We start from the raw sequence: 22,416 nt of genomic DNA on the forward strand, positions 1-22,416 counted from the left end.
GTGGGAGGGCCGTCGGTGAGGTCACTGTAACCGTGCCCGCGCCCGGAAGAGGTCTCGGATCGGCGACGATCCCGCAGGTCGCACGGACGCACGCAGGGCGCGGAGCCTCAGCTCCGCGCCCTGCGTACCGGGGAGGCGGCGACCGACCGGTCGATCCTCACCCCACCCCGCCGTCACTTCTTGGCGGTGGTGCTCTTCTTCCTCGTCGTGGTCGTCCGACGGGCCGGCTTCTTGGCCGGACCCTTCGCACGCTTCTCCGCGAGCTTCTCGATCGCGACCTGCTCGGTGATCTCCTCGACCTTCTCGGTCGCCCGGAGGGACACGTTCGTCGTGCCGTCGGTGATGTACGGGCCGAAGCGGCCGTCCTTGATGACGATCGGCTTCTCGCTCGTGGGATCCGTGCCGAGCTCCTTGAGCGGCGGCTTCGCCGCGGCGCGGCCGCGGCTCTTGGGCTGCGCGTACAGCGCCTTCGCCTCGTCGAGGGTGATGGTGAACATCTGCTCCTCGGTCTCCAGGGAGCGGGAGTCGGTGCCCTTCTTGAGGTACGGGCCGTAGCGGCCGTTCTGCGCCGTGATCTCCGTGCCGTCCTCGTCGGTGCCCACCACGCGCGGCAGGCTCAGCAGCGCGAGCGCCTCCTCGAGGGTGATCGAGGAGAGGTCCTGGGACTTCAGCAGCGAGCCCGTGCGGGGCTTCGGCTGCTTGGACTTCGGCACCTTCTTCTCGCCCTCCGCGGGCTCGGGCAGCACCTCGGTGACATAGGGGCCGAAGCGGCCGTCCTTCGCGACGATCTCGTGGCCGCTCGCCGGATCGGTGCCGAGCACGCGGCCGTCGTCCTTGGCGCGCTCGAGGAGCTCCTTCGCGGCCTCGACGGTCAGCTCGTCGGGCGCGAGGTCGTCGGAGACGTTCGCGCGCTGCGGGTCCGCCCCCTCGATCAGCTCGCCGTCCTCGCCGCGCGCCGCCCTCTCGACGTAGGCGCCGTAGCGGCCCACGCGCAGGGTGATCCCCTCGCCGATCTCGATCGAGTTGATGGCGCGGGCGTCGATGTCGCCGAGGTCGTCGACCATCGGCTTCAGGCCCAGCGGGCCGTCCTCACCCGTGCCGTAGTAGAAGGAGCGCAGGTAGTCCGCGCGGGAGAGGTCGCCGCGGGCCATGCGGTCCAGCTGCTCCTCCATCTGCGCGGTGAAGTCGTAGTCGACGTAGGTCTCGAAGTGCTCCTCGAGCAGGCGCACCACGGCGAACGCGACCCAGCTGGGCACGAGCGCGGTGCCGCGGCGCAGCACGTAGCCGCGGTCCTGCACGGTCGCGACGGTCGAGGCGTAGGTCGAGGGACGGCCGATGCCGCGCTCCTCGAGCGCCCGCACGAGCGAGGCCTCCGTGAAGCGGGGCGGCGGGGTGGTCGAGTGGCCGTCGGGCGTGAGCTCGCGGGTCTCGAGCTCCTGGCCCTCGCTCATCTGCGGGAGGCGCTTGTCGCCGCCCTCGTCCTCGCCGCCGTAGCGGCTCGCGTCGCGCCCCTCCTCGTAGGCGGCGAGGAAGCCGCGGAAGGTGATGACGGTGCCGGCGGCGCGGAAGGTCGCCGTGCGGTCGTCCTTCGCGAGCGTCAGCTCGACGGTCGAGGTGGTGCCCTTCGCGTCGGCCATCTGCGAGGCGACGGTCCGCTTCCAGATCAGCTCGTAGAGGCGGAACTCGTCCCCGGAGAGCTGGCCGGCGACGTCCGCCGGGGTGCGGAAGCGGTCCCCGGCGGGGCGGATCGCCTCGTGCGCCTCCTGCGCGGACTGCGACTTGTTCTGGTAGACGCGCGGCGTGTCCGGCACGTACTGGGAGCCGTACAGCTCCGAGGCCTGGGCGCGGGAGGCCCGGATCGCCTCGGAGGACAGCGTCACCGAGTCGGTGCGCATGTAGGTGATGTAGCCGTTCTCGTAGAGCGACTGGGCCACCCGCATCGCCTGGCGCGCGCCGAGGCGCAGCTTGCGGCTGGCCTCCTGCTGCAGCGAGGAGGTCGTGAAGGGGGCGGCGGGGCGGCGCGTGTACGGCTTCGACTCGAGGCTCGTGACCTGTGCCGGGGCGCCCGTGAGCGCCTCGACGAGGACCCGCGAGGACTCCTCGGTGAGCACCACGGCGCCCTGCGAGCGGGGCTTGAGGGAGCCGTCGTCGGCGAAGTCGGAGCCGGAGGCGACCCGCGAGCCGTCGACCGTCTGCACCTTCGCGGTGAAGGCGCTCTCCTCCGTCGCGAAGGTGCCGGTCACGTCCCAGTAGTCCGCGGCGACGAAGGCCATGCGCTCGCGCTCGCGCTCGACGACGAGCCGCGTCGCGACGGACTGCACGCGGCCCGCGGAGAGCGAGGGCTTGATCTTGCGCCAGAGCACGGGGGAGAGCTCGAAGCCGACGAGGCGGTCGAGGATGCGGCGCGTCTCCTGGGCGTCGACGAGGCTGCCGTCGATCTCGCGCGTGTTCGACAGCGCGCCCTGGATCGCGTCACGCGTGATCTCGTGGAAGACCATCCGCTTGACGGGCAGGGACTTCTTGGGCTTGAGGGTCTCGAGCAGGTGCCAGGCGATCGCCTCCCCCTCGCGGTCCTCATCGGTGGCGAGGTAGAGGTCGTCGACGTCCTTGAGGGCCTTCTTGAGATCGGCGACCGTCTTCTTCTTGTCCGCGCTGACGACGTAATAGGGGTCGAAGCCGTTCTCGACGTCGACGCCGAACTTCCCGTACGGCCCCTTCTTCATCTCCGCCGGCAGGTCGCGGGGCACCGGGATGTCCCGGATGTGCCCCACCGAGGCGAGGACGATGTACTCGTCCCCGAGGTATCGGCCGATGGTCCTCGCCTTCGCGGGGGACTCGACGATCACCAGATGCCGTCCGCCAGTCACGGTTCGTGTTCCTTCCTCGCCGCGCTCAGGCGGCCCGTCGTCCCGGGAGCGGGATCCGTACCCACCGGGCTCCCGGCGAGTGCTCACGGTACACGCTCGCCCCGGGGGCGCCCCGGGACGTGCGGGACCCGCAGGACCAGCACGAGCGCGAGCCACAGAGCGGTCCCGCCGCAGACCAGCGCGGCCGTTCCCGTGTACCCGGCGGACTGCTGGGCCGCGTCCTGGAGGTCCAGCGGCAGCGAGAGCGAGGCGAGGGTGAGCAGGCCGACGATCGTCGCGACGAGGCCCACGAGGGCCAGCAGCGCCGAGGCAGCGGAGTCGAGCACACCGTGGCGGGGGCGGCCCGCGACGGCCGGGGCGCCCGCGCGGCGGCGGCCGCGGGCCGAGGCCCGGGCGAGACGGGAGCGGCGCAGCCGGGAGTGGATGCCGTCGACGCACAGGACGAGGAACGTCCAGGTCGCGACCACGAGGATCGCGCCGACCACGTCGCTCGGGCGGTGCCAGCCGAGCACGAGCGTCCCGATGCCGGCGCCGGCCGTCCAGACCGCGCCGAGCAGCGCCACGAGCCAGCGCGCGGCGCCCGAGGCGAGCACGAGCGCGACCGCGGCGCTCGCCGCGAGGGCCGTGTGCCCCGAGGGGAAGGAGTTCGGCGTCACGTCGATGCCCGGGCCGAGCGCCTCCCGCACGACCACGAGGTGCTTGACCACCTGCGTGGTCACGTTCGCCCCCGCGACGAGGGCCGCGAGCGGCACGAGCAGGCCGGGCCGCCGCCGGATGAGGACCAGCACGACGGTGAGCACGAGCACGCCGATGATCACCGGCACGCTCACGCTGCCCACGGCGAGCTCCGCGAGGGCGGAGAAGCGGTCCTCCTGCGACTGCGCGCCGGAGAGGATCAGCTGGTCCAGCCGCTGACCGCTCGCGGTGCCGACGGCGAAGCGGGCGAGCGCGACCGTCGCGACGACGCAGACGGCCGCGACGAGCAGCGAGAGGATCGGCGCGACGACGCCGCCGCGCACGCTGACGCGCTCGGGGGTCACGGGCGGCGCCGGGGCGGGCTCGTACGTGCTGCGCTCGTCCGGCTCGTGCGGACCGGACGCCGTGACGGGTTCGTCGGGCGTCCTGGGGTCGGTGGGCTCGGCGGGTGTCGTCACAGGCTCAGCATCCCGGTCGTGACCAGCTCGCGGATCTGCGGGAACAGCGTCTCGCGGGCCTGGTCGGGGTCGGTGTCGGTGAGGGCGCAGACGGCGGAGACGGTCTGGCCGAGGGTGAGGGTGCCGTCGAGGGCGCCGACGGTGGCGGCGAGCAGCTGGTCCGCGCGGACGGCGCGGGCGAGGCCGGCCCCCTGGACGAGCTCGATGAGCGTGGGGTCCCAGGCGCCGGGCGTGAGATGGCGCCGCTCGACGACGTCCGCCGCGCGGACGGGGCGGGAGGCGGCGAGGGCGTCGTCGTCGATCCCGGCGAGGACGTCGATCATCGCGAGCGAGGCGGTCAGGTGGGAGGAGAGGGTGCCTGAGCCGGTGCCCGTCGCCTCCTCGCTGCGCAGGATCCCCGGTCGCGGTGCGGTGCCGCACTCCGGCCGGCGCAGGAGCAGGTAGCCGAAGCCCAGGCCCTCCACGCCGCGCGCGGCGAAGTCGTCGAGCCAGGCCTCCTGCATGTCCTGCCAGCGGGGGTCGCGGTCGGTGACGCCGCCGTCGCGGCCCCAGGTCTCGGCGTACTGGGCCGGGTCCTCGGTCTCGCGGAGGATCACCCAGGCGTCCACCCCGTCCTCGAGGGCGGGGTCGAGCCAGGCCCGCGGGTGCGCGTCCGTCGCCTCCCCGTCGGGCACCTCCCAGTTGCCGAGCATGACGGCGCGGCCGCCGGGGGCGAGGTGCGAGGGCAGCGCGCCCAGCAGCTCGGCGAGCAGGGTGTCCCCGGCGCGGCCGCCGTCGCGGTAGGTCCAGGAGCCCTCGGCGCCCGCGGTGCGGTCGTGCGCGAGCGCCGTGTCCCGCGGCGTGATGACGAAGGGCGGGTTGGAGACGACGAGGTCGAAGGTCTCCCCGGCGACGGGCTCGAGCAGGGAGCCGTGGCGCAGCTCGATCGGGGCGGCGCCCTCCTCCGCGTTCAGGGCCACGTTGAAGGCGGCGACGGCGAGGGCCCGCTCGGAGAGGTCCGTCGCGACCACCCGGCGGGCGTGGCGCGCGGCGTGCAGCGCCTGGATGCCGCCTCCGCAGCCGAGGTCCAGTACGGAGCCCACCGCGTCCCGGGGCGTGATCCGGGCGAGGGTGAGGGAGGCGCCGCCCACGCCGAGCACGTGCTCGCCGCGCAGGGGCCGCCCGGTCGCGAGCTCGGAGAGGTCCGAGGCGATCCACCAGTCGATCTCGCCGGCATCGTCCTGCGCGGAGTAGGGGGAGAGGTCGATCGCGGCGCGCAGCAGGGACTCCCCGTCGGCGGCATCCGCATCCGCACCTCCCTCGCCGTCGGCGGAGGCGGGGACGAGGATCCCCAGCTCGAGGGCGCCCTCCGCGCCGAGCGAGGGGAGGGCGGCGTCGATCAGCGGGCGGGGGACCGCGGCGCCCAGGGTCAGCACCGAGAGCAGCACCGCGAGCGGATCCGTGCGGCCGCGCAGGACCCGACGGGCGGGGACGGGGTTCTCTCGCCGCAGGGCGGCCACGGCGAGCGGGCCGTAGAGGTCCTCGGTCGCGGCGATCGTGTAGGGCGCCGCGAGGAGGTCGGCGCGCAGGGCGCTGACCAGGGGTGGGATCACCCGCGGCGGGGCGTCCAGGACGTCGGTCTGCATGGCTACGATTGTGCCCCAGCGGGCCCGACCGGGACGTCCGGACATCGGGGGATCCCGCGAAGATCCTGTGAGGAGGAGCATGCGTGCAGGGCAGGCGGACGACCTCCTCCGCGACCTCTCCCTGCCGCTGACCCGTCGCGGCTGCCTCACCCACGTCGAGCACCTCCCCGAGCGGGAGGGGAAGCGCGGAATGTTCCCGGAGTGGACGGACCCGCGGCTCGTGGAGCATCTCGCCGCACGCGGCATCACCGCGCCGTGGACCCATCAGGAGCAGGCGGCGACGCTCGCCCACGAGGGCAAGCACGTGGTGCTGTCCACGGCGACCGCCTCCGGGAAGTCGCTGGCCTACCTGCTGCCCGTGCTGAGCGCGGTGGGGGCGCGCGAGCTCGACCACTCCGCGCCGCGGGCCACGGCCCTCTACCTCGCCCCCACCAAGGCGCTCGCCGCGGACCAGCTCACGAACATCACCGCGATGGCGGACGGCGCCGGGATCCGCGACGCCCGGGTCGCCGTGTACGACGGCGACACCCCGACCGAGCAGCGACGGTGGATCCGCCGGCACGGCTCGGTGGTGCTCACGAACCCGGACATGCTGCACTTCGGGATCCTGCCGGGCCATGAGCAGTGGGCCTCCTTCTTCCGGGCGCTGCGCTACGTGGTGATCGACGAGTGCCACAGCTACCGGGGCGTGTTCGGCAGCCACGTGTCCCTCGTGATGCGGCGGCTGCGGCGCATCGCCGCCGCCTACCGGGCCGAGCCCACCTTCGTCCTCGCCTCGGCGACGACCGCGAACCCGGAGCTCTCGGCGTCCCGGCTCGTGGGGGAGGACGTCGTCGCGGTGACCGAGGACGGCTCGCCGCGGGCCGGGCTCACCGTGGGGCTGTGGGAGCCGGGCACGCGCGAGGCGGAGATCGACGGGCGCCCGCTCGAGGACGATGCGGGCGCCTCCTCGTCCCCCGAGGCGCCGGCGGAGAAGAGCGCCCGGGGCACGGGGCCCCGCCGCAGCGAGGAGCCGCTGCGGCGCTCCGCGACCTCCGAGGCCGGGGCGCTGCTCGCGGACCTCGTCGCGGCGGACGTCCAGAGCCTCGTCTTCGCGCGGTCGCGCCGGGGTGCGGAGCTCGTCGCGAGCGGTGCCCGGCGGCTGCTCGAGCAGCAGGCGGAGCAGCACGGATCCGGCGCGCTCGCGGATCTCGCCGGGCGGGTGAAGGCGTACCGCGGCGGCTACCTCGCCTCCGAGCGCCGCGCCCTCGAGGACGACCTCCGCTCCGGGGAGCTGCGGGCGCTCGCCTCGACCAACGCCCTCGAGCTCGGCATCGACATCGCCGGTCTCGACGCGGTGATGATCGCCGGCTGGCCCGGCACCCGCGCCTCCCTGTGGCAGCAGATGGGCCGCGCGGGGCGGAAGCAGACGGGGCCCGGGGCGCTGGCCCTGTTCGTCGCGCGGGAGGACCCGCTGGACACCTACGTCGTCCACCATCCCGAGACGGTGTTCGGGGCGGAGGTCGAGGCGGCTGTGTTCGACCCCGCGAACCCGTACGTGATGACCCCGCACCTGTGCGCGGCCGCCTCGGAGCTCGCGATCAAGGACGGCGAGGAGGGGATCTTCGGGCCCACGGCGCGGGAGCTGCTGACGACCCTCGCCGCGCGCGGCGTGCTGCGCCGCCGCCCCACGGGCTGGTACTGGACGCTCAGCGAATCGGCCCATGACCTCACCGACCTGCGCGGCAGCGGCGGGGAGCCGGTGCGGATCGTCGAGGCGGGCAGCGGCGCGCTGCTGGGCACGGTGGATGCCGCGAGCGCCCACACCCAGGTCCACGACGGCGCCGTCTACCTCCACCAGGGCCGCTCCTACGTGGTGGACCACCTCGACGTGGACCAGGCGGTCGCCATGGTGCACCGCGAGGACCCCCTGCACTCGACGCATCCGCAGTCCCGGTCGACGATCCGGATCCGGCAGGCGGACCGCGAGGTCGAGTGGGCGGACGGCGTGCGGCTGTGCTTCGGCACGGTCGACGTCACGGACCAGGTCACCGGCTACCAGGTGCGGGACGTGTTCACCCAGGCGGTGCTCGCCCAGCATCCTCTGGACCTGCCCGCCCGCACCCTCACGACGAAGGCCGTGTGGTGGGTCGTGCCGAAGGCCCGCACCGACGCCGCGGGCATCCCCGACGAGGAGCTGCCGGGGGCGCTGCACGCCGCGGAGCACGCCGCGATCTCGATGCTCCCGCTGCTCGCGACCTGCGACCGCTGGGACATCGGCGGGGTCTCCGCCGCGCACCACGAGGACACCGGCGAGCCGACGATCTTCGTGTACGACGGCGCACCGGGCGGTGCGGGCTTCGCCGAGCGCGGGGCCGACGACGCCGCGGCGTGGCTGCGGTCCACGGCGGACATGATCGCCGAGTGCCCCTGCGAGAACGGGTGCCCTGCCTGCGTGGTCTCCCCGAAGTGCGGCAACGGCAACGAGCCGCTCAGCAAGCCGCGCGCCGAGGAGCTGCTGGCCCTCCTGCACCCCTGAGGCCGCCGCCTGCACCGATGCGGCCGCTGCGCTCACGGCAGCTCCGCGGGGCCGGGGCCAGCCCGGGAGCGGGCCCCCATCGCGCCGAGCGGTGCGGCGTCGACCTCGACCCGGACCAGCACGTCCCAGCCCTGCACCTCGCAGGAGAGGAGGCGCGCCTCGTTGCGGGCGGCGGCCTCACCGGCGACCGCGCACGGGTCGCCGCTCGCCGCCGCGAGGGAGTCCGCCCCGGCGAGGGAGGCGAGGTCGGCGGCGGTCTCCGCCCGGGACTGGGCGAGCAGCCCCGCGCCCAGCAGCGTGAGGCCGGCGACCGCGGTCGTCATCGCCCCGGTCCAGGCGAGCACCCCGGCGGCTCCGGTGCTCATGGCTGACCTCCTCCTGCGCCGTCCTCGCCCGTTCCGCCGCCTCCCGCTCCGGCGCCGCCCTCGAGCAGCTGCGGCTCCAGGTGGGCCTGCGCATCGGCGCGCAGCTCCCAGCGGGCACCGCCGAGCAGCGGGGCGTCCGCGCGATAGGTGCGCCGCGCCTCGACCCGCACCCAGCTGCCGTCCCCGCCGATGCTCACCGTGGTGCCCTCGCCCCCGAGGCGACGGGCGACCTCGGCGGCCGTGCCCGGGTCCTCGCCGCGCGCGAGCTCGCGGGCGGCGCCGCGGGCCGCGCTCTCCAGGCGCACCTGGGCCCCGATGCCGAGGCCTGCGATGAGCAGCACGGCGACCATCGCGACCACCACGGGCAGCACGATCGCCGTCTCCGCGGTGGCGGATCCCTGGTCCTCCCGCAGGCGGGAGGACCAGGGCCGCCATGGCATCAGGACCCCTTGGACAGCGCCGAGGTGATGATGCCCATGAGCAGCTCGCGGACCTCGCCGGAGGCCAGCAGGGCCACCAGCACGGCGGCGAAGCCGCAGGCGGCGAGCACGGTGATGGCGTACTCGGCGGTCGAGGCGCCGGTCTCGTCCCGCAGGGCGCGGTCCAGTCGGGAGCGCAGGCGCTCCAGGGTGAGGGACATGGTGTCCTCCTTCTTCTCGGTGACGGCGGAGGCCGTCGGGGTGACGCCGGCGGGTGCCGGCGCCGGGCGGGCCCGGGAAGGGCCCGCCCACCGGGGTGTCCCGGTGGTCGTGGGGGAGCGGTGCGGGCTCACAGCGCCCCGCCGCTCAGTCCGACGGTGCCGCCGAGCAGCGACATGACGGTGGGGACGATGCCGAGCACGACGAAGGCCGGCAGCAGCGTCACCCCCGTGGGGACGACGAGCGTGACGCCGAGCCGGGCCGCGCGCTCCTCCGCCGCCCGGGCCTGGCCGCGGCGGGCATCGCGAGCGGCGGAGCGGAGCACCGGGGCGAGATCCGCCCCGGACGCCTCGGCGAGCGCGGCGGACTCGCCGAGCGGGGCGAGGGCCGGGGGCAGGGTGCGTGCGGCGAGGTCGACGGGGATCCCGGCGCGCAGGGCGGTCGCGAGGCGGGAGAGGGCCTGCCGCTCGGGGGACTCGGTGAGCGCCTCGGCGACGGCGGCGCAGGACTGCGCGAGCGGGAGGCCTGCCCCGAGGGCGCCAGCGACGAGCTCGAGCAGCACGGAGGGGTCCACCCCGGTGCTCCGCGCCGGGTCCGCGCGCTGCAGCAGGCGACGCATCCACCACCATCCGGCGGCGGTGAGCAGCACCCCGAGGACCAGCAGGACACGCCCCGCGGCGGTCGTCGCGAGCAGTCGCAGCGGGTCCCCACCGAGCAGCATGCCGAGGCCCAGCCCGGCGAGCGGCAGCACGAGCAGGATGCGCGCCGTGGAGCGGGGGCCCGCGAAGGCCGTGCGCCGGGAGGAGGCCGCGTCGTGGAGGTCTCGCAGCGCCTCCGCGAGGGAGCGCAGCACGGCCGCCGTCGGTGCGCCGGTGCGCTCGCAGACGGCGAGCGCCGCGCCGAGGGAGGCGACCGGGGCGGAGCCGCGCAGGGCACCCGGCGCGCTGCGGCGGGGGTCCGCTCCTGCGGCGGCCGCCCGGGCGAGATCGGCCAGGTCACCGGGCGGGAGGCTCCGGGCGACGGCCGCCCAGGCTCCGCGGAGGCTCGCACCGGTCGCGAGCACCGTGGCGAGCCGTTCCACGAGGCGGGCGAGATCGAGCGTCCCGGCGCGGGCGGGGCGCGGGGCGGCCGGGGCCGCCGCGTCGCGGACGACGGGGGAGGGCGCGGGCAGCAGCCAGGCGAGCAGCGCCATCGCCGCGATCATGAGGCCGACGACGATCACGGCTCCCGCCTCCCCACGATGCCGGCCGGAGCTGGAGCCGGAGCCGGGGCGAGGCGGGCGGCGAGGGCCTCCGCGCCCGGTCCCTCGAGGATCCGCTCGCCCGCGGTGCGCAGCGCGGTGCGCGCGACGAGCACCCCGTGGTCGTCCCTCCCGAGCACGGCGATCTCCTCGAGGCGCCGCACGCCGTCCCGCCTCCCGAGATGGACGACGACCTCGAGGGCGCTCGCGACCTGGGCGGCGAGGGCATGGCGGTCGAGCCCGCCGAGGGCGCCGAGCGCCTCGAGCCGCGCGGGGACGTCGGCCGCGGTGTTCGCGTGGACGGTGCCGCAGCCGCCCTCGTGCCCGGTGTTCAGGGCCTGCAGCAGCTCCCGGATCTCACCGCCGCGGCACTCGCCGAGCACGATGCGGTCCGGTCGCATCCGCAGGCTCTGGCGCACGAGGGCCGTGAGGTCGACCCCGCCGGCGCCCTCGGTGTTGGCGTGCCGGGACTGCAGGTGCACCACGTGCGGGTGGGCGATCTCGAGCTCGAGGACGTCCTCGACGACGACGATCCGCTCGTCGGGGAGCGCGGTCTGCAGCAGCGCCGCGAGCAGGGTCGACTTGCCGGACCCCGTGCCGCCCGTGACGAGGAAGGGCACGCGGGCGCGGACGATCGCGAGCAGCACCTCCTGCACAGCGGGGGAGAAGGCCCCGTGGGCCGCGAGCGCGTCGAGGTCCCAGCGGCGACGGCCGGGCAGGCGCAGGGAGATGATCGCTCCGCCGGGGGAGAGCGGCGGCAGGACGGCGTGGAAGCGGATGCCGGAGGGCAGATGGGCATCGGCCCAGGGCACGGCGTCGTCCAGCCGGTGACCGCCGGCCGTCGCGAGGCGCACCGCGAGGTCACGGGCCTCGGCGGCGGTCAGGTGCACCGCCGTCCGCCGCAGCCCCTCCGCGTCGTCGCGCCAGACGGAGCCGTCCTCGTTCACGAGGAGGTCGGTGACGCCCTCCGCGGCGAGCCCCTGGAGCGGGCCGAGCCCCTCGACGTGGTCGCGCACGGTCTCGGTGAGCTCGAGCATGGTCGCCGCGCCCACGACGACGCCGGCCTCCGCGAGCACCCGGGCGATCCGGGGGACGTCCACCGGTCCGGGCGCGTGGACCAGATCCGCGCGGACCCGGTCCAGGAGGTCGGCGCTCGCGGCTGCGGCGGTCATCGCGCGCCGCCGTCCCGGAGATCCTCCAGGAGCTCCCGGCAGGCGCGGTCGGCGCCGCGGCGGCGCACGTCGAGCAGGGGGACGGCGCCGCGCGGGGAATCGCGGAAGTCTGCCACGAGGGGCAGGCCGAGGTCGGCGGCGACCTCGCCGGGAGCCAGGGGCCCGCGGCGGCGGACCACGAGTGCGGCGAGCCCGGGCGGCAGGTCCCACCGGTCCAGGCGCCGGGCGGCGGCGCGGACGGCGTGGTCGCTCGCGGGGACCAGCACCAGCAGCCGGTCCAGCTGCCGAGCGGCGGCGGGCACGAGGTCCGCGCCGAGGTCCACGACGACGGTCCCGCCCCGGGGTCGCAGCGCGGCGAGGACGCCCGCGAGCGCGGGAGCGCTCGCGCCGGCGGCGTCGGACCCGCTCGTGAGCAGCCGGATGCCGTCCACCCGGGGCAGGGACTCCCGCAGCGCCTCGCCGTCCTCGACGCCGAGGGCGGCCGCCTCCCGCCATCGCCCGCCCTCCGTGGGCGGCGCCTCGACGAGCAGGTCGAGTCCCCCGCCCAGCGGATCGGCGTCCACCAGCGTCACGTCCCCCTCTGGCCCGGCGCCGCCGGAGCTCCGGGAGCGGCCGGCGGCCCCGGCGAGACGGGCGGCGAGGCTCGAGGCGCCGGCACCGCCGCAGCCCCCGGCGACGCCCACGACGAGCGCGGCGTCGTCGGGCCTGCTGAGGGCGGCGAGCTCGGCGAGGAGGCGGTCGGACCGTGCGGGGAGGGGGAGGACGGCGCGGGCCCCGGCGGCGAGCGCCGCCTCCCACACCGAGGAGGGCACGGCGGACTCGTCGAGTGCGTCGACGACGACCAGCAGCGGGAGCGGACGATCGGCGCGCGGGGGCCCGGCGAGCAGCGCGGCAGGGTCGAGGACCTCGCAGGCGGCGGCCGCGGAGTCGTCCTCGAGGAGCGGGGAGCCGACGGCGGTCGCATGGTCCCGCACGAGGTCGCGGAGGTGGGGGTCCGCTCCGCGCCAGCGGATCCGGGCACCGCCGGTGCCGGGGCGGGGGAAGCGCGCGGCGCGGCGCGGGTCGACGACGCCGGGGCCGTGGCCGGTGCCGGCGGTGAGGAGAGCGGAGTCGCTGGTCATGGCGACATCGTGGGCGGCGGAGCGCCCCGGTGGGCTCCGGGCGGCGTCGCTGTGGACGACGGCGCGATGGGGAGGAACCTCCCCGACGCGCCTCCCCGGCGGGGCGCTCGTCCCCCGTCGACGGGAGTGCTTGCGCCCCCGGCGGGCCGGGCGTAGTGTGACGTGGACAACGACGAATATCGGCACCGGAACCCACGTGCGACTGGTCCCCGCAAGCGGACCGGCTGTGAGGCGTCGACAGCGCCACCGCAGCCAGACGGTTTTCACGCCTGATCCCGGTGCCGAAACGTCGAGGAGCGGCGGCCGCACAGCGGACCGCCGCTCCGTCCTGTCAGCCCGGGGTCAGGTCACCCGCGGGCGCCCCGCTCAGAGGTCGAGATCGACGACCACCGGCGCGTGGTCGGAGGCGCCCTTGCCCTTGCGCTCCTCACGGTCGATGAAGGAGCCCGTCACGGCCTCCTGCGCCGCGGGCGAGGCGAGCACGAAGTCGATCCGCATGCCCTCCTTCTTGGGGAAGCGCAGCGCCTGGTAGTCCCAGTAGGTGTAGGTGCCCGGCCCGGGGTGCTCGGGACGCACCACGTCGGCATAGCCCGCGTCGACGACCGCGCGGAAGGCGGCGCGCTCGGGCTCGGTGACGTGGGTCTTCCCCTCGAAGAACGCCATGTCCCAGACGTCGTCGTCCTGCGGGGCCACGTTGAAATCGCCCACGAGCACGGTGCGGGAGCGCGGATCCGCGGCGAGCTCGCGCGCACCCTCGGCGCGCAGGGCGTCGAGCCAGCGCAGCTTGTACGGGTAGTGAGGGTGGTCGAGCTCGCGGCCGTTGGGGACGTACAGCGACCAGATCCGCAGGCCGCCGCCGTCCGAGCCGGCGCCCACGGTCGCGCCGAGCGCCCGGGCCTCGACCACCCCCGTCTCGTCCTCCGGCCAGGTGGGCACGTCGGGCAGCTGCAGGGCGACGTCCGTGAGCCCCACGCGGGAGATGACGGCGACGCCGTTCCACTGGTTCAGCCCGTGCGCCGCGACCTCGTAGCCGGCGGCCTCGAGCGGGGCGAGGTCGAGCTGGGCGGGCTTCGCCTTGATCTCCTGCAGGGCGAGCACGTCCACCTGATGGCGGTCCAGGAAGGCCACCACCCGATCCATCCGGGCTCGCAGGGAGTTGATGTTCCAGGTCGCGATGCGCATGGGCCGATCCTACGGGCCCGCCCCGACCGCCCGGCAGGCCCTGATCGCCCCGTCGCGTCACCCGCGGGCGCGGGACGGCTCTAGGATCAGCCCATGGCGCGCGCACTCGTCACCGGATCCACCACCGGCCTGGGCCTGGAGTTCGCCTGGCAGCTGGCCGGGACCGGGCACGACCTCGTCCTGGTGGCCCGGGACGAGAACCGGCTGCACACGGTCGCCGAGCAGATCCGCGACGTGCACCCCGTGCAGGTGGAGGTCCTGCCCGCGGACCTCTCCGACCGCCCCCGCCTCGACAAGGTCGCGATCCGCCTGACGGACCCCGTGGAGCCCGTGGACCTGCTGGTCAACAATGCCGGCTACGGTCTGCGCGGCGGCTTCCTCGAGATCCCCGTCGAGGACCACGAGCGGCAGATGGACACCCTCATGCGGGCGGTGCTCGTGCTCTCCCACGCGGCCGCCGGGTCGATGGTGCAGCGGCGCAAGGGCGCCATCATCAACGTCAGCTCCCTCGCGGGCTACACGACGGCCGGGCCCTACGCGGCCTCCAAGAGCTGGGTCACCGTGTTCACCGAGTCCCTCGCCATGGAGCTGCAGGGCACGGGCGTCACGGCGACCGCGCTGCTGCCGGGGTTCGTCCAGACCGAGTTCCACGAGCGCGCGTCGATGCGGATGGACGGCCTGCCGCGCATCACGTGGCTGAAGGCGCCGTTCGTGGTCGAGCAGGCGCTCAAGGACGCCTCGAAGGGGGCGGTGCTGTCCATCCCCTCGGTGAAGTACCGCACCGCCGGGGAGGTCTCACGGATCGCCCCGCGCTCCATGGTCCGGGCGCTGACCTCCCCGAACTGGTACGGCCGCATGCAGCAGAAGGCCGTGCGGAAGGCCCGGCGCCGCGCCTCGAAGCGGGACCTGCACGCGCCGTGGCAGCGCGACGACGTCCCCTGATCGGGGACGGGCCGCCCGGCCGGGACCGTCTACCCTGGGGCGCATGTCCGAGCCTGCCGCCCCCGCCGCCCCCGCCCCTGATCTCGCCGCCGATCGCGAGCGCCTCCGCGAGCTGATCCGCGACCTCGCCGTGGTGCGCGGTCGCGTGACCCTCTCCTCCGGTGCGGAGGCGGACCACTACGTGGACCTGCGCCGCATCACCCTGCACCACGAGGCCTCGCCGCTCGTGGGCCGCATCATGCTGGATCTGCTGCGCCGCGAGGGCCTCGTCCCCGGGGTCGAGGCCGTGGGTGGGCTGACCCTCGGCGCGGACCCGGTCGCGACCGCGATCATGCACGCCGCCGCGGCGGACGCCGATGCCGCGCCGATCGACGCCTTCGTCGTGCGCAAGGCGCAGAAGGCCCACGGCCTCCAGCGCCGCATCGAGGGCCCCGACGTCACGGGCCGCCGCGTGGTCGCGGTCGAGGACACGTCCACCACGGGCGGCAGCGTCCTCACCGCGTGCGAGGCGCTCACCGAGGCCGGCGCGGAGATCGCCGCGGTCGCCGTGATCGTGCACCGGGCCGATGCCTCCCGTGAGGCCGTGGAGAAGGCGGGCTACCGCTACCTCTCCGCGTACGACATCTCCGAGCTCGAGATCTGAGCGCACGCACCCCCGACACGACGGAGGGGCCGACGGGGATCTCCCCGTCGGCCCCTCCGTCGTCGGTGGGCCGCTGCGCTCACACGCTCTCCGCGCCGAAGGTGTCGCAGGCCTCGACGGTGCCCTCCTGGTAGCCCGTCATGAACCAGTTCTGCCGCTGCTCCGAGGAGCCGTGCGTCCAGGTCTCCGGCTGCACCTGGCCGCCGGAGACGTCACCCTGGATGTGGTCGTCGCCCACGGCGGAGGCCGCGGAGAGGGCCGACTGGATGTCCTGGTCCGTGAGCGGCTGCAGCATCGTCACGCCGTTGTCGTCGGTCGTGGTCGAGGCGTGGTTCGCCCAGACGCCCGCGTAGCAGTCCGCCTGCAGCTCGAGGCGCACGCCGCCGGACTGCGGGCCGGTCTCCTGGTGGTCGACCTTCGACATCGTCCCGGAGAGGTTCTGGATGTGGTGGCCGTACTCGTGGGCGACCACGTACATCTTCGCGAACGGCCCGCCGTCGGCCCCGAAGCGGGACTGGAGGTCGCCGAAGAAGCTGTCGTCGACGTAGATGGTCTGGTCCGCCGGGCAGTAGAACGGGCCGACGTCCGAGGTGGCGGCGCCGCAGCCCGTCTGCACCTGATCGGAGAAGACGACCGCCTGCGGCTCGCGGAACTCGATGCCGGAGTCCGGCCCGAGCTGCGCCCAGAGGGAGTCGGCGGACTCGACGACGCCCTGCACGAGGCACTTGTCGTCGGTGTTCGCGTCCTCGCCCGTGCTGCACTGCTCGAGCGCGCCGCCCTCCCCGGAGGAGGCGGCCCCGGTCTGGGTGCTCCCGCCGCCCAGCAGGTCCATCGGGTTCCCGCCCATGAGGGCGAAGACGATGACGATCACCAGCAGCAGGCAGCCGCCGCCACCGCCCAGGGCGATGCGACCGCCGCCCCCGCCGCGGGGGAGCATGCCGCCCCCGCCGCCCGCGCTGCGGGTGTTGCCGGACTGGATCTCGGCATCAGGATTGAAGGTCATGGGGGCAGGGTAGACGGCAGAGGACCCCGAGGGGGAGCGTTCAGGCGCTCCACCTACCATGGGGAAGGATCGCGGCGCCGACCCGTCGCGCGAGCATCGACCCTCGAGGAGAGGATCCCTGCATGAACATCGTGGACTGGGCCGTCGCGACGATGGACCGCCTGGGAGGTCTCGGCGTCTTCCTGCTGATCTTCCTCGAGAACATCTTCCCGCCGATCCCCTCCGAGGTGATCCTGCCGCTCGCGGGTGTCGCCGCCGCCGGTCCGGAGCACACCTTCGTCGTCATGCTGCTGTGGTCGATCGCGGGCTCCCTCGTGGGCGCCTGGGTGCTGTACGGGCTGGGCCGGCTGCTCGGGCCCGAGCGCCTGCGCCGGATCTTCCTCGCCCTGCCGTTCGTGCACGTCGAGGACTACGAGAAGACGGTCGCCTTCATGGACCGCCACGGGCACAAGGCGATCTTCTTCGGCCGGATGGTGCCGGGCGTCCGCTCCCTCATCTCGATCCCGGCGGGCCTGTACGCCATGCCGTTCTGGGTGTTCAGCCTGCTCACGGTGCTGGGCAGCGGGATCTGGAACGGCATCTTCCTCACCTTCGGGTACGTCCTGGGGAGCAACTGGCACATCATCGAGCCGTACACCGACGTCTTCTCCAACGTCATCTACGCGGTCATCGTCATCGCCGTGATCGTGGTGGTCGTGCGGATCCTGCTGCGCGAGCGCCGGCGTCGGGCCCTCGGCCTGCCCGACCCCGACGACGCGGTCCGCGAGCAGGAGCACGAGCAGGGCACGTGAGCACCCCGGCCCCGCGTGAGGTGGGCCTCGGCCCGCATCCCGAGCCGTGGCCGGAGGACGACCGCCTCGACCCCGAGCTGCTCGCCCACGGCGACCGGCGCAACGTCGAGGACCGCTTCCGCTACTGGCGACGGGAGGCGATCGTCGCGGAGCTCGACGAGCACCGCCATCCCCTCCACGTCGCGATCGAGAACCTCGAGCACGACGCGAACATCGGCTCGATCGTGCGCACCGCGAACGCCTTCGCCCTCGAGGCCTTCCACATCGTGGGCCGGCGCCGCTGGAACCGGCGGGGAGCGATGGTCACCGACCGCTACCAGCACGAGATCCACCATCCCGATGCCGCGCACCTCGTGTCCTGGGCGCGGGAGGCAGGGAGACCGCTCGTCGCGATCGACCTCGTCCCCGGGGCGATGCCGATCGAGCGCACGCCGCTCCCGCGGGACGCGGTCCTGCTCGTGGGGCAGGAGGGGCCGGGCCTGAGCGCGGAGCTGCTCGCCGCGGCGGACCTCGTCGTCGGCATCACGCAGTTCGGCTCGACCCGCTCGATCAACGTCGCCGCGGCCGCCGCGATCGCGATGCACACCTGGGTGCAGCAGCACGCGGAGATCCCCGAGGGCCCGCTGCGCTGAGCCCGCTCCAGGGACGGACGCGCACGGCCCGTGCCAGGGCGCCTATGGGACAATGTGAGCGATAGGACGACTGTGCGCTGCGCCCTCCGCGCCGACCGTCGTCGCCAGTCGCTTCAGCGAAGGAGAATGCCTCATGGCAGTCGCAACCCCGGATCAGTACGCCGAGATGATCGACCGCGCGAAGGCGGGGAAGTTCGCCTACCCGGCCGTCAACGTCTCCAGCTCGCAGACGGCCATCGCCGCGCTGCAGGGCTTCACCGAGGCCGGCTCCGACGGCATCATCCAGGTGTCCTTCGGCGGTGCCGAGTACCTCTCCGGCTCGACCGTGAAGGACCGCGTCGCCGGTTCCCTCGCGCTCGCCGAGTTCGTGCACGCCGTGGCCAAGAACTACCCGATCAACGTGGCCCTGCACACCGACCACTGCGCCAAGGAGGTCCTGCCCACCTGGGTGGAGCCCCTCCTCGAGTGGGACCTCGAGAACCGCGTGAACAAGGGCCTGGACCCGCTGTTCCAGTCCCACATGTGGGACGGCTCGGCCGTGCCGGTCGACGAGAACCTCGAGATCGCCGAGCGCCTGCTCGAGAAGACCGCCGCCTCGAAGAAGATCCTCGAGATCGAGGTGGGCGTCGTGGGCGGCGAGGAGGACGGCGTCTCCGCCGACGTCGACGAGTCCAAGCTCTTCTCCACCCCGGAGGACGGCCTGAAGACCGCCAAGGCCCTCGGCCTCGGCGAGAAGGGCCGCTACCTCACGGCCCTCACCTTCGGCAACGTGCACGGCGTCTACAAGCCGGGCAACGTCAAGCTGACCCCGTCGATCCTCAAGGACATCCAGGACGCGGTGGGCAAGGAGTACGGCAAGGAGAAGCCGTTCGACCTCGTCATGCACGGCGGCTCGGGCTCCACCCTGGCGGAGATCCAGGAGGCCGTGGACAACGGCGTCATCAAGATGAACATCGACACCGACACCCAGTACGCCTTCACCCGCCCCGTGGTCTCGCACATGTTCGAGAACTACGACGGCGTGCTGAAGATCGACGGCGAGGTCGGCAACAAGAAGGCCTACGACCCCCGCGCCTGGGGCAAGAAGGCCGAGGCCGGTCTGGCCGCTCGCGTCGTCGAGGCCTGCGAGAACCTCCGCTCGGCGGGCACCCACGCCTGAGTCGGGCCGATCGCGGCGGAAGGCCCCCGGAGCGCTGCTCCGGGGGCCTTCCCCGTTCGTGCGGGGCGCGGGGTCAGGTGCTCACCAGCGGTTGCCCGCGGCGCGGCCCATGACCCGGCGCAGGGCCGGCAGGACGTCCGCGAGGAAGATGCCGGCGATGATGATCCCGGCGATCATGAACAGCATCGAGGAGCCGCCCGAGCCGATCGGGTAGGGCAGGGACAGGAAGCCGAGCAGCACCGCGACCCCCGTCAGCACGCCCCAGAAGACCTTGGAGCGCTTGTCCGCGGCGGTGTAGGCGTCCGCCCGGAAGCGCAGGGCGTTCACGAGCGCCCAGATCTCCACGAGGAACAGGAGCAGGGCGAGCACGGCGAAGATCCAGAGCTGGGCGGAGGCGATCATCGGCCCAGGATACGGTCCCTCCCCGAGCACGGGCTCGGAGGGATCAGCGCCGGCGGGACGGGTCGGAGCGGTCCGTGATGAGCAGCTCGAGAGCCTCGGTGGTCGCGGGCGGCTCGACGGCGCGCATCTCCCGGGTCATCGGGCGCGGGCCGATGGAGTCGCCGTCGGCGGCGATGAGCAGGCTCGGCAGGAAACGCTTGGCGTCCTTCGCCTCGAGGCCCGTGGCCTGCAGCAGGTCGATCGCGAGCGCGCGCAGCTGCACCACGAGGGTGACGCCCTCGAAGTGGCCGGCGCGGCCGGGGCGCACGCCTTTGTCGTTCTTCAGCAGCACCTCGGGCGTGAGGTAGGCGGTGAACAGGCGCAGGCAGCGGCGCACCTCGGTGAAGTCGACCTCCTGGTGGCCGACGGCGGAGCGCAGCGTCGAGACGGCGTCCTGCGCGGCGAGCAGGGCGTCGGCGAGCGTGGAGTGGGGGTCGCCGTCGACCGCCTCGAGGAACTCGACCTCGTGGCGGGCGATCACGCGGATGTTGCGCATGGCCCGGTCCGAGCCGACGAGCAGGTGGCGCAGCCGGCCGATCTCGTCGGCGTGCCGCAGGCCGGTGGGGGAGAAGGTGGCCATCTCGTTGGCGGCGTCGTTCGCGAGCCGCCACTCGTCGGTGTACTTCTGGGAGGTGTCGCGCACGGAGCGCAGGGCGGCGCGCGCGACGCCGGTGTCCCCGGAGCGCGCGGCGAGCGAGAGCGAGACCAGGGTGTTCTCGAGCTCCCGGTAGAAGGAGCGCGCGGCGCGGCGCTGGGCCCGACGGGGATCTCCCGAGAGCAGCAGGTGGATGACGATCGCGACGGCGGCGCCGGTGAGCGCGTCGAGCACGCGGCCGCCCGGGGACATGGTCGGCGTGATCGGCATGATCATGACCAGCAGCGACTGGATCGACATCTGGAAGCCGAGCACGACGGAGCGGTCGATGAAGCGGGCGAGCATGCCCGCGACGAAGACGACGACCGCGATCTGCCAGGTGCCCGAGCCGATCGTCGCCCGGGCGACCTCGCCGAGCACGACGCCCATCATCACGCCGCACGAGATCTCGACGACCTTGCGCATCTTCTTCTCGGTGCTGAAGCCGATGATGATGAAGGCGACGATCGAGGCGAAGAACGGGTGGGCGTGGCCCCAGATCAGGCCGCTGACGAAGTAGGCGATGGCCGCGGCGACCGCGGCACGGCCGATGCTCAGCGCGTCGACCCGGCTGCGGCTGAAGCCGTCGTGGAAGTGGCGCTCGACGCCGCCGCGCAGGCGCTCGCCGAGCGGCAGCGCCTGGGTGGGGGTGTCCGTGCCGGAGCGGCGGGCGGTCATGGTCGCACCGGGTCCTTCCCGCGCATGTCGAGCAGCTCGTCGAGGTCGAAGGTCTCGCCGTCCCGGGCGCCGCGGCCCACGACGAGCGGGGCGGGGGAGGGCTCCGGGGTGACGCCGCGCAGGCGGCTCAGCAGAGATCCGTCCACCCGCATGACGTAGAAGCGGCCCTCGGTGTCCACGGCGATCGAGCGGTCGTGCTTGAGGTACCAGCCGTGCAGGGAGGTGCGCACGCTGCCGGAGCCGGTGTACGGCTGGGCGCGCAGCGGGAGCGGGTCGATGCCCGCCTCCTGCCAGCGGCCGATCGCGGCGCGGAGCTTCGCGGTGGCGCGCTCGTGCTCCTCCTGGCGGGTACGGCGCAGGGCATCCTCCTGGGCGGCGAGCACCTCGCGCCGGTGCGCGCTCCACGCCTGCTGCCCGCCGTCGCCGTCCATGGCTGCCATCATCCCTGCCTCACCGCGCCCGCGGGCCGGATCAGAGCTTCGCGGTCGCGGGGCGCTGCCCGTGCTCGCGGGAGACGACGATCGGCTCCTGGGTCGCGTCCAGCCAGAGCGTGGTGGCGTCCTCGCCGGTGCCCGCGAGGGTCACGGCGAGGTGCAGCGGGGCGTCGAGCGGGACGGCGCGGCGCACGACGGCGAGAGCGATGGGGCCGAGGTCCGCGTGCAGGGCGGCGGAGGTCACGGTGCCCACGACCTTGCCGTCGGCCCCGCCCAGGCGCACCTCGCCGCCGGGGGTGACGGGCACGTCCTGCGAGCCGTCCACGTGCAGCATGACCAGGCGCCGCGGCGGCTGGCCGAGGTTCATGACCTTCGCGACGGTCTCCTGGCCGCGGTAGCAGCCCTTGGCGGTGTGCACGGCGGTGCGCAGCAGGTCCAGCTCGTGGGGGATCGAGCGCTCGTCGACCTCGCGGGCCTGGCGGGCGCGGTGGTCGGCGATCCGCAGGGCCTCCCAGGAGGACATGCCGGCCAGGTGCTCCGCCTGCCAGGGCAGCGCCTCGAGGGCGGCCGCGTCGAGCACGGTGAGCATCGCGCCGGAGGGGTCCTCCGGGTCCGGGCCGTAGGCGACGCCGCCGGGCGCGACATGGGGCCAGCGGTCGTCCCACACGGCGACGGGCTCGGGCAGCTCGAGCCCGGAGCCGGCGAGGACCTCGCCGGCGGGGCCGAGCGCGCCGAGCACGCGGAGGTCGTCGCGGTCGGTGATCTCGACGCGGGCGGCGAAGCGCATCATCTCGAGGTACCGGCGCAGCCCGGCGCGGGCGCCGGCGTCGGTCACGAGGAGCACGGACTCCTCGCCCGTGACGACGGCGGAGGCGAGATGCTCGACGCGCCCCTGCGGGGACAGCACCGCGAGGCTCGCGCCGGTGCCGTCGGGCACGCCGGTCAGCACCTGGGAGGAGATCGTGGTGAGCCAGCTGCGGGCGTCGGCCCCGCTCAGCTCGAGCACCTCGAGCTGGCCGAGGTCCACGACCGCACGACGGCGCAGGAGCCGGCGCTGCTCGCGCAGCGGGGCGCCGTAGTGCTCGGGGACCGCGGCGTCCGGCCCCTCGCCGAGCACGGCGGAGGCCGAGAGCAGGGGGCGCACGGTGCGGTCGGGAGCGGCGGGCTCAGTCACGGC

At 74.4% G+C, this 22,416-nt stretch carries 21 protein-coding genes; 6 read left to right on the top strand and 15 right to left on the bottom strand.

What is annotated here, in order from left to right; genetic code table 11:
- Nucleotides 1-173 precede the first annotated feature (173 nt).
- The 3 genes from topA to NLU66_RS06515 all read right to left on the bottom strand — a co-directional run bounded on the left by topA (nt 174) and on the right by NLU66_RS06515 (nt 5,646).
- On the bottom strand, nt 174-2,867 hold the full coding sequence (gene topA / locus NLU66_RS06505) for a type I DNA topoisomerase (protein WP_259362124.1): 2,694 nt from the start codon (nt 2,865-2,867) through the stop codon (nt 174-176).
- Nucleotides 2,868-2,950: 83 nt separating this feature from the next.
- Complete coding sequence (locus tag NLU66_RS06510) at nt 2,951-4,021, bottom strand: phosphatase PAP2 family protein (protein WP_259362125.1); 1,071 nt, start codon at nt 4,019-4,021, stop codon at nt 2,951-2,953.
- On the bottom strand, nt 4,018-5,646 hold the full coding sequence (locus NLU66_RS06515; protein ID WP_259362126.1) for a methyltransferase: 1,629 nt from the start codon (nt 5,644-5,646) through the stop codon (nt 4,018-4,020). The genes NLU66_RS06510 and NLU66_RS06515 overlap by 4 nt, the downstream gene beginning before the upstream one ends.
- A gap of 79 nt (nt 5,647-5,725) precedes the next feature.
- On the opposite strand from NLU66_RS06515, the gene NLU66_RS06520 reads away from it, so the two are divergent.
- Nucleotides 5,726-8,164 carry a DEAD/DEAH box helicase gene (locus NLU66_RS06520; RefSeq protein ID WP_259362127.1) on the top strand — a complete coding sequence of 813 codons (2,439 nt, stop codon included), beginning with the start codon at nt 5,726-5,728 and terminating at the stop codon, nt 8,162-8,164.
- Between the two features lie 32 nt (nt 8,165-8,196).
- Here NLU66_RS06520 and NLU66_RS06525 read toward each other — a convergent pair whose 3' ends face one another.
- The 7 genes from NLU66_RS06525 to NLU66_RS06555 form a co-directional block, all read right to left on the bottom strand.
- Nucleotides 8,197-8,529: an Rv3654c family TadE-like protein gene (locus NLU66_RS06525; protein ID WP_259362128.1), complete on the bottom strand. Its 333-nt coding sequence runs from the start codon at nt 8,527-8,529 to the stop codon at nt 8,197-8,199.
- A complete protein-coding gene (locus NLU66_RS06530) occupies nt 8,526-8,969 on the bottom strand; it encodes a TadE family type IV pilus minor pilin (RefSeq protein ID WP_259362129.1) in 444 nt (147 codons plus the stop codon). Before NLU66_RS06530 ends, NLU66_RS06525 begins: the two co-directional genes overlap by 4 nt.
- Nucleotides 8,969-9,169, bottom strand: a complete 201-nt coding sequence (locus NLU66_RS06535; RefSeq protein ID WP_137769899.1) for a DUF4244 domain-containing protein — start codon at nt 9,167-9,169, stop codon at nt 8,969-8,971. The genes NLU66_RS06530 and NLU66_RS06535 overlap by 1 nt, the downstream gene beginning before the upstream one ends.
- Before the next feature lie 128 nt (nt 9,170-9,297).
- Nucleotides 9,298-10,389, bottom strand: coding sequence for a type II secretion system F family protein (locus tag NLU66_RS06540; RefSeq protein WP_259362130.1), 1,092 nt, complete (start codon nt 10,387-10,389; stop codon nt 9,298-9,300).
- The gene (locus NLU66_RS06545; RefSeq protein ID WP_259362131.1) at nt 10,386-11,579 is read right to left on the bottom strand and encodes a TadA family conjugal transfer-associated ATPase; all 1,194 of its coding nucleotides are present in this window, start codon (nt 11,577-11,579) and stop codon (nt 10,386-10,388) included. Before NLU66_RS06545 ends, NLU66_RS06540 begins: the two co-directional genes overlap by 4 nt.
- Nucleotides 11,576-12,700: a hypothetical protein gene (locus NLU66_RS06550; protein WP_259362132.1), complete on the bottom strand. Its 1,125-nt coding sequence runs from the start codon at nt 12,698-12,700 to the stop codon at nt 11,576-11,578. Before NLU66_RS06550 ends, NLU66_RS06545 begins: the two co-directional genes overlap by 4 nt.
- A 366-nt stretch (nt 12,701-13,066) precedes the next feature.
- On the bottom strand, nt 13,067-13,882 hold the full coding sequence (locus NLU66_RS06555) for an exodeoxyribonuclease III (protein ID WP_259362133.1): 816 nt from the start codon (nt 13,880-13,882) through the stop codon (nt 13,067-13,069).
- A 93-nt stretch (nt 13,883-13,975) separates the two neighbouring features.
- On the opposite strand from NLU66_RS06555, the gene NLU66_RS06560 reads away from it, so the two are divergent.
- Both NLU66_RS06560 and pyrE read left to right on the top strand, forming a co-directional pair.
- Nucleotides 13,976-14,824 (top strand): SDR family NAD(P)-dependent oxidoreductase, encoded by an 849-nt coding sequence (locus NLU66_RS06560; RefSeq protein ID WP_137769902.1) that lies wholly within the window; start codon nt 13,976-13,978, stop codon nt 14,822-14,824.
- Between the two features lie 43 nt (nt 14,825-14,867).
- Nucleotides 14,868-15,467 (top strand): orotate phosphoribosyltransferase, encoded by a 600-nt coding sequence (gene pyrE, locus NLU66_RS06565; protein ID WP_259362134.1) that lies wholly within the window; start codon nt 14,868-14,870, stop codon nt 15,465-15,467.
- Nucleotides 15,468-15,546: 79 nt separating this feature from the next.
- Here the strand turns inward: pyrE and NLU66_RS06570 are convergent, their stop codons facing one another.
- Nucleotides 15,547-16,470, bottom strand: coding sequence for a neutral zinc metallopeptidase (locus NLU66_RS06570; RefSeq protein WP_259362135.1), 924 nt, complete (start codon nt 16,468-16,470; stop codon nt 15,547-15,549).
- 122 nt (nt 16,471-16,592) lie between these two features.
- Between NLU66_RS06570 and NLU66_RS06575 the strand changes: the two genes are divergently transcribed.
- The 3 genes from NLU66_RS06575 to fbaA all read left to right on the top strand — a co-directional run bounded on the left by NLU66_RS06575 (nt 16,593) and on the right by fbaA (nt 19,052).
- Nucleotides 16,593-17,261, top strand: coding sequence for a DedA family protein (locus tag NLU66_RS06575; RefSeq protein WP_259362136.1), 669 nt, complete (start codon nt 16,593-16,595; stop codon nt 17,259-17,261).
- Complete coding sequence (locus NLU66_RS06580) at nt 17,258-17,893, top strand: TrmH family RNA methyltransferase (RefSeq protein ID WP_259362137.1); 636 nt, start codon at nt 17,258-17,260, stop codon at nt 17,891-17,893. The genes NLU66_RS06575 and NLU66_RS06580 overlap by 4 nt, the downstream gene beginning before the upstream one ends.
- 133 nt (nt 17,894-18,026) lie before the next feature.
- Nucleotides 18,027-19,052 carry a class II fructose-bisphosphate aldolase gene (gene fbaA, locus NLU66_RS06585; protein WP_137769907.1) on the top strand — a complete coding sequence of 342 codons (1,026 nt, stop codon included), beginning with the start codon at nt 18,027-18,029 and terminating at the stop codon, nt 19,050-19,052.
- Nucleotides 19,053-19,133: 81 nt separating this feature from the next.
- Here the strand turns inward: fbaA and NLU66_RS06590 are convergent, their stop codons facing one another.
- From NLU66_RS06590 to NLU66_RS06605, 4 genes are read right to left on the bottom strand one after another with little or no spacing between them, the layout of a single operon-like run.
- Nucleotides 19,134-19,454, bottom strand: coding sequence for a DUF2516 family protein (locus NLU66_RS06590; protein WP_259362138.1), 321 nt, complete (start codon nt 19,452-19,454; stop codon nt 19,134-19,136).
- Nucleotides 19,455-19,497: 43 nt separating this feature from the next.
- Entirely contained in the window at nt 19,498-20,805 is a 1,308-nt protein-coding gene (locus tag NLU66_RS06595; protein ID WP_259362139.1) for an FUSC family protein, read from the bottom strand.
- Nucleotides 20,802-21,245 carry a hypothetical protein gene (locus tag NLU66_RS06600; RefSeq protein ID WP_323374553.1) on the bottom strand — a complete coding sequence of 148 codons (444 nt, stop codon included), beginning with the start codon at nt 21,243-21,245 and terminating at the stop codon, nt 20,802-20,804. The genes NLU66_RS06595 and NLU66_RS06600 overlap by 4 nt, the downstream gene beginning before the upstream one ends.
- Before the next feature lie 31 nt (nt 21,246-21,276).
- Nucleotides 21,277-22,413, bottom strand: a complete 1,137-nt coding sequence (locus NLU66_RS06605; RefSeq protein WP_259362140.1) for a YgfZ/GcvT domain-containing protein — start codon at nt 22,411-22,413, stop codon at nt 21,277-21,279.
- Nucleotides 22,414-22,416 lie beyond the last annotated feature (3 nt).

The sequence above is a fragment of the Brachybacterium sp. NBEC-018 genome (genome assembly GCF_024860185.1).
Taxonomy (GTDB): Bacteria; Actinomycetota; Actinomycetes; order Actinomycetales; family Dermabacteraceae; genus Brachybacterium; species Brachybacterium rhamnosum.

Coding starts and splice junctions, on each gene's coding strand:
- NLU66_RS06560 (WP_137769902.1), top strand. CDS start 13,976: ATGGCGCGCGCACTCGTCACCGGATCCACCACCGGCCTGGGCCTGGAG.
- NLU66_RS06600 (WP_323374553.1), bottom strand. CDS start 21,245: ATGGCAGCCATGGACGGCGACGGCGGGCAGCAGGCGTGGAGCGCGCAC.
- NLU66_RS06590 (WP_259362138.1), bottom strand. CDS start 19,454: ATGATCGCCTCCGCCCAGCTCTGGATCTTCGCCGTGCTCGCCCTGCTC.
- NLU66_RS06545 (WP_259362131.1), bottom strand. CDS start 11,579: ATGACCGCCGCAGCCGCGAGCGCCGACCTCCTGGACCGGGTCCGCGCG.
- NLU66_RS06550 (WP_259362132.1), bottom strand. CDS start 12,700: ATGACCAGCGACTCCGCTCTCCTCACCGCCGGCACCGGCCACGGCCCC.
- NLU66_RS06530 (WP_259362129.1), bottom strand. CDS start 8,969: ATGCCATGGCGGCCCTGGTCCTCCCGCCTGCGGGAGGACCAGGGATCC.
- fbaA (WP_137769907.1), top strand. CDS start 18,027: ATGGCAGTCGCAACCCCGGATCAGTACGCCGAGATGATCGACCGCGCG.
- NLU66_RS06515 (WP_259362126.1), bottom strand. CDS start 5,646: ATGCAGACCGACGTCCTGGACGCCCCGCCGCGGGTGATCCCACCCCTG.
- NLU66_RS06555 (WP_259362133.1), bottom strand. CDS start 13,882: ATGCGCATCGCGACCTGGAACATCAACTCCCTGCGAGCCCGGATGGAT.
- NLU66_RS06595 (WP_259362139.1), bottom strand. CDS start 20,805: ATGACCGCCCGCCGCTCCGGCACGGACACCCCCACCCAGGCGCTGCCG.
- NLU66_RS06520 (WP_259362127.1), top strand. CDS start 5,726: ATGCGTGCAGGGCAGGCGGACGACCTCCTCCGCGACCTCTCCCTGCCG.
- NLU66_RS06535 (WP_137769899.1), bottom strand. CDS start 9,169: ATGTCCCTCACCCTGGAGCGCCTGCGCTCCCGACTGGACCGCGCCCTG.
- NLU66_RS06570 (WP_259362135.1), bottom strand. CDS start 16,470: ATGACCTTCAATCCTGATGCCGAGATCCAGTCCGGCAACACCCGCAGC.
- pyrE (WP_259362134.1), top strand. CDS start 14,868: ATGTCCGAGCCTGCCGCCCCCGCCGCCCCCGCCCCTGATCTCGCCGCC.
- NLU66_RS06525 (WP_259362128.1), bottom strand. CDS start 8,529: ATGAGCACCGGAGCCGCCGGGGTGCTCGCCTGGACCGGGGCGATGACG.
- NLU66_RS06575 (WP_259362136.1), top strand. CDS start 16,593: ATGAACATCGTGGACTGGGCCGTCGCGACGATGGACCGCCTGGGAGGT.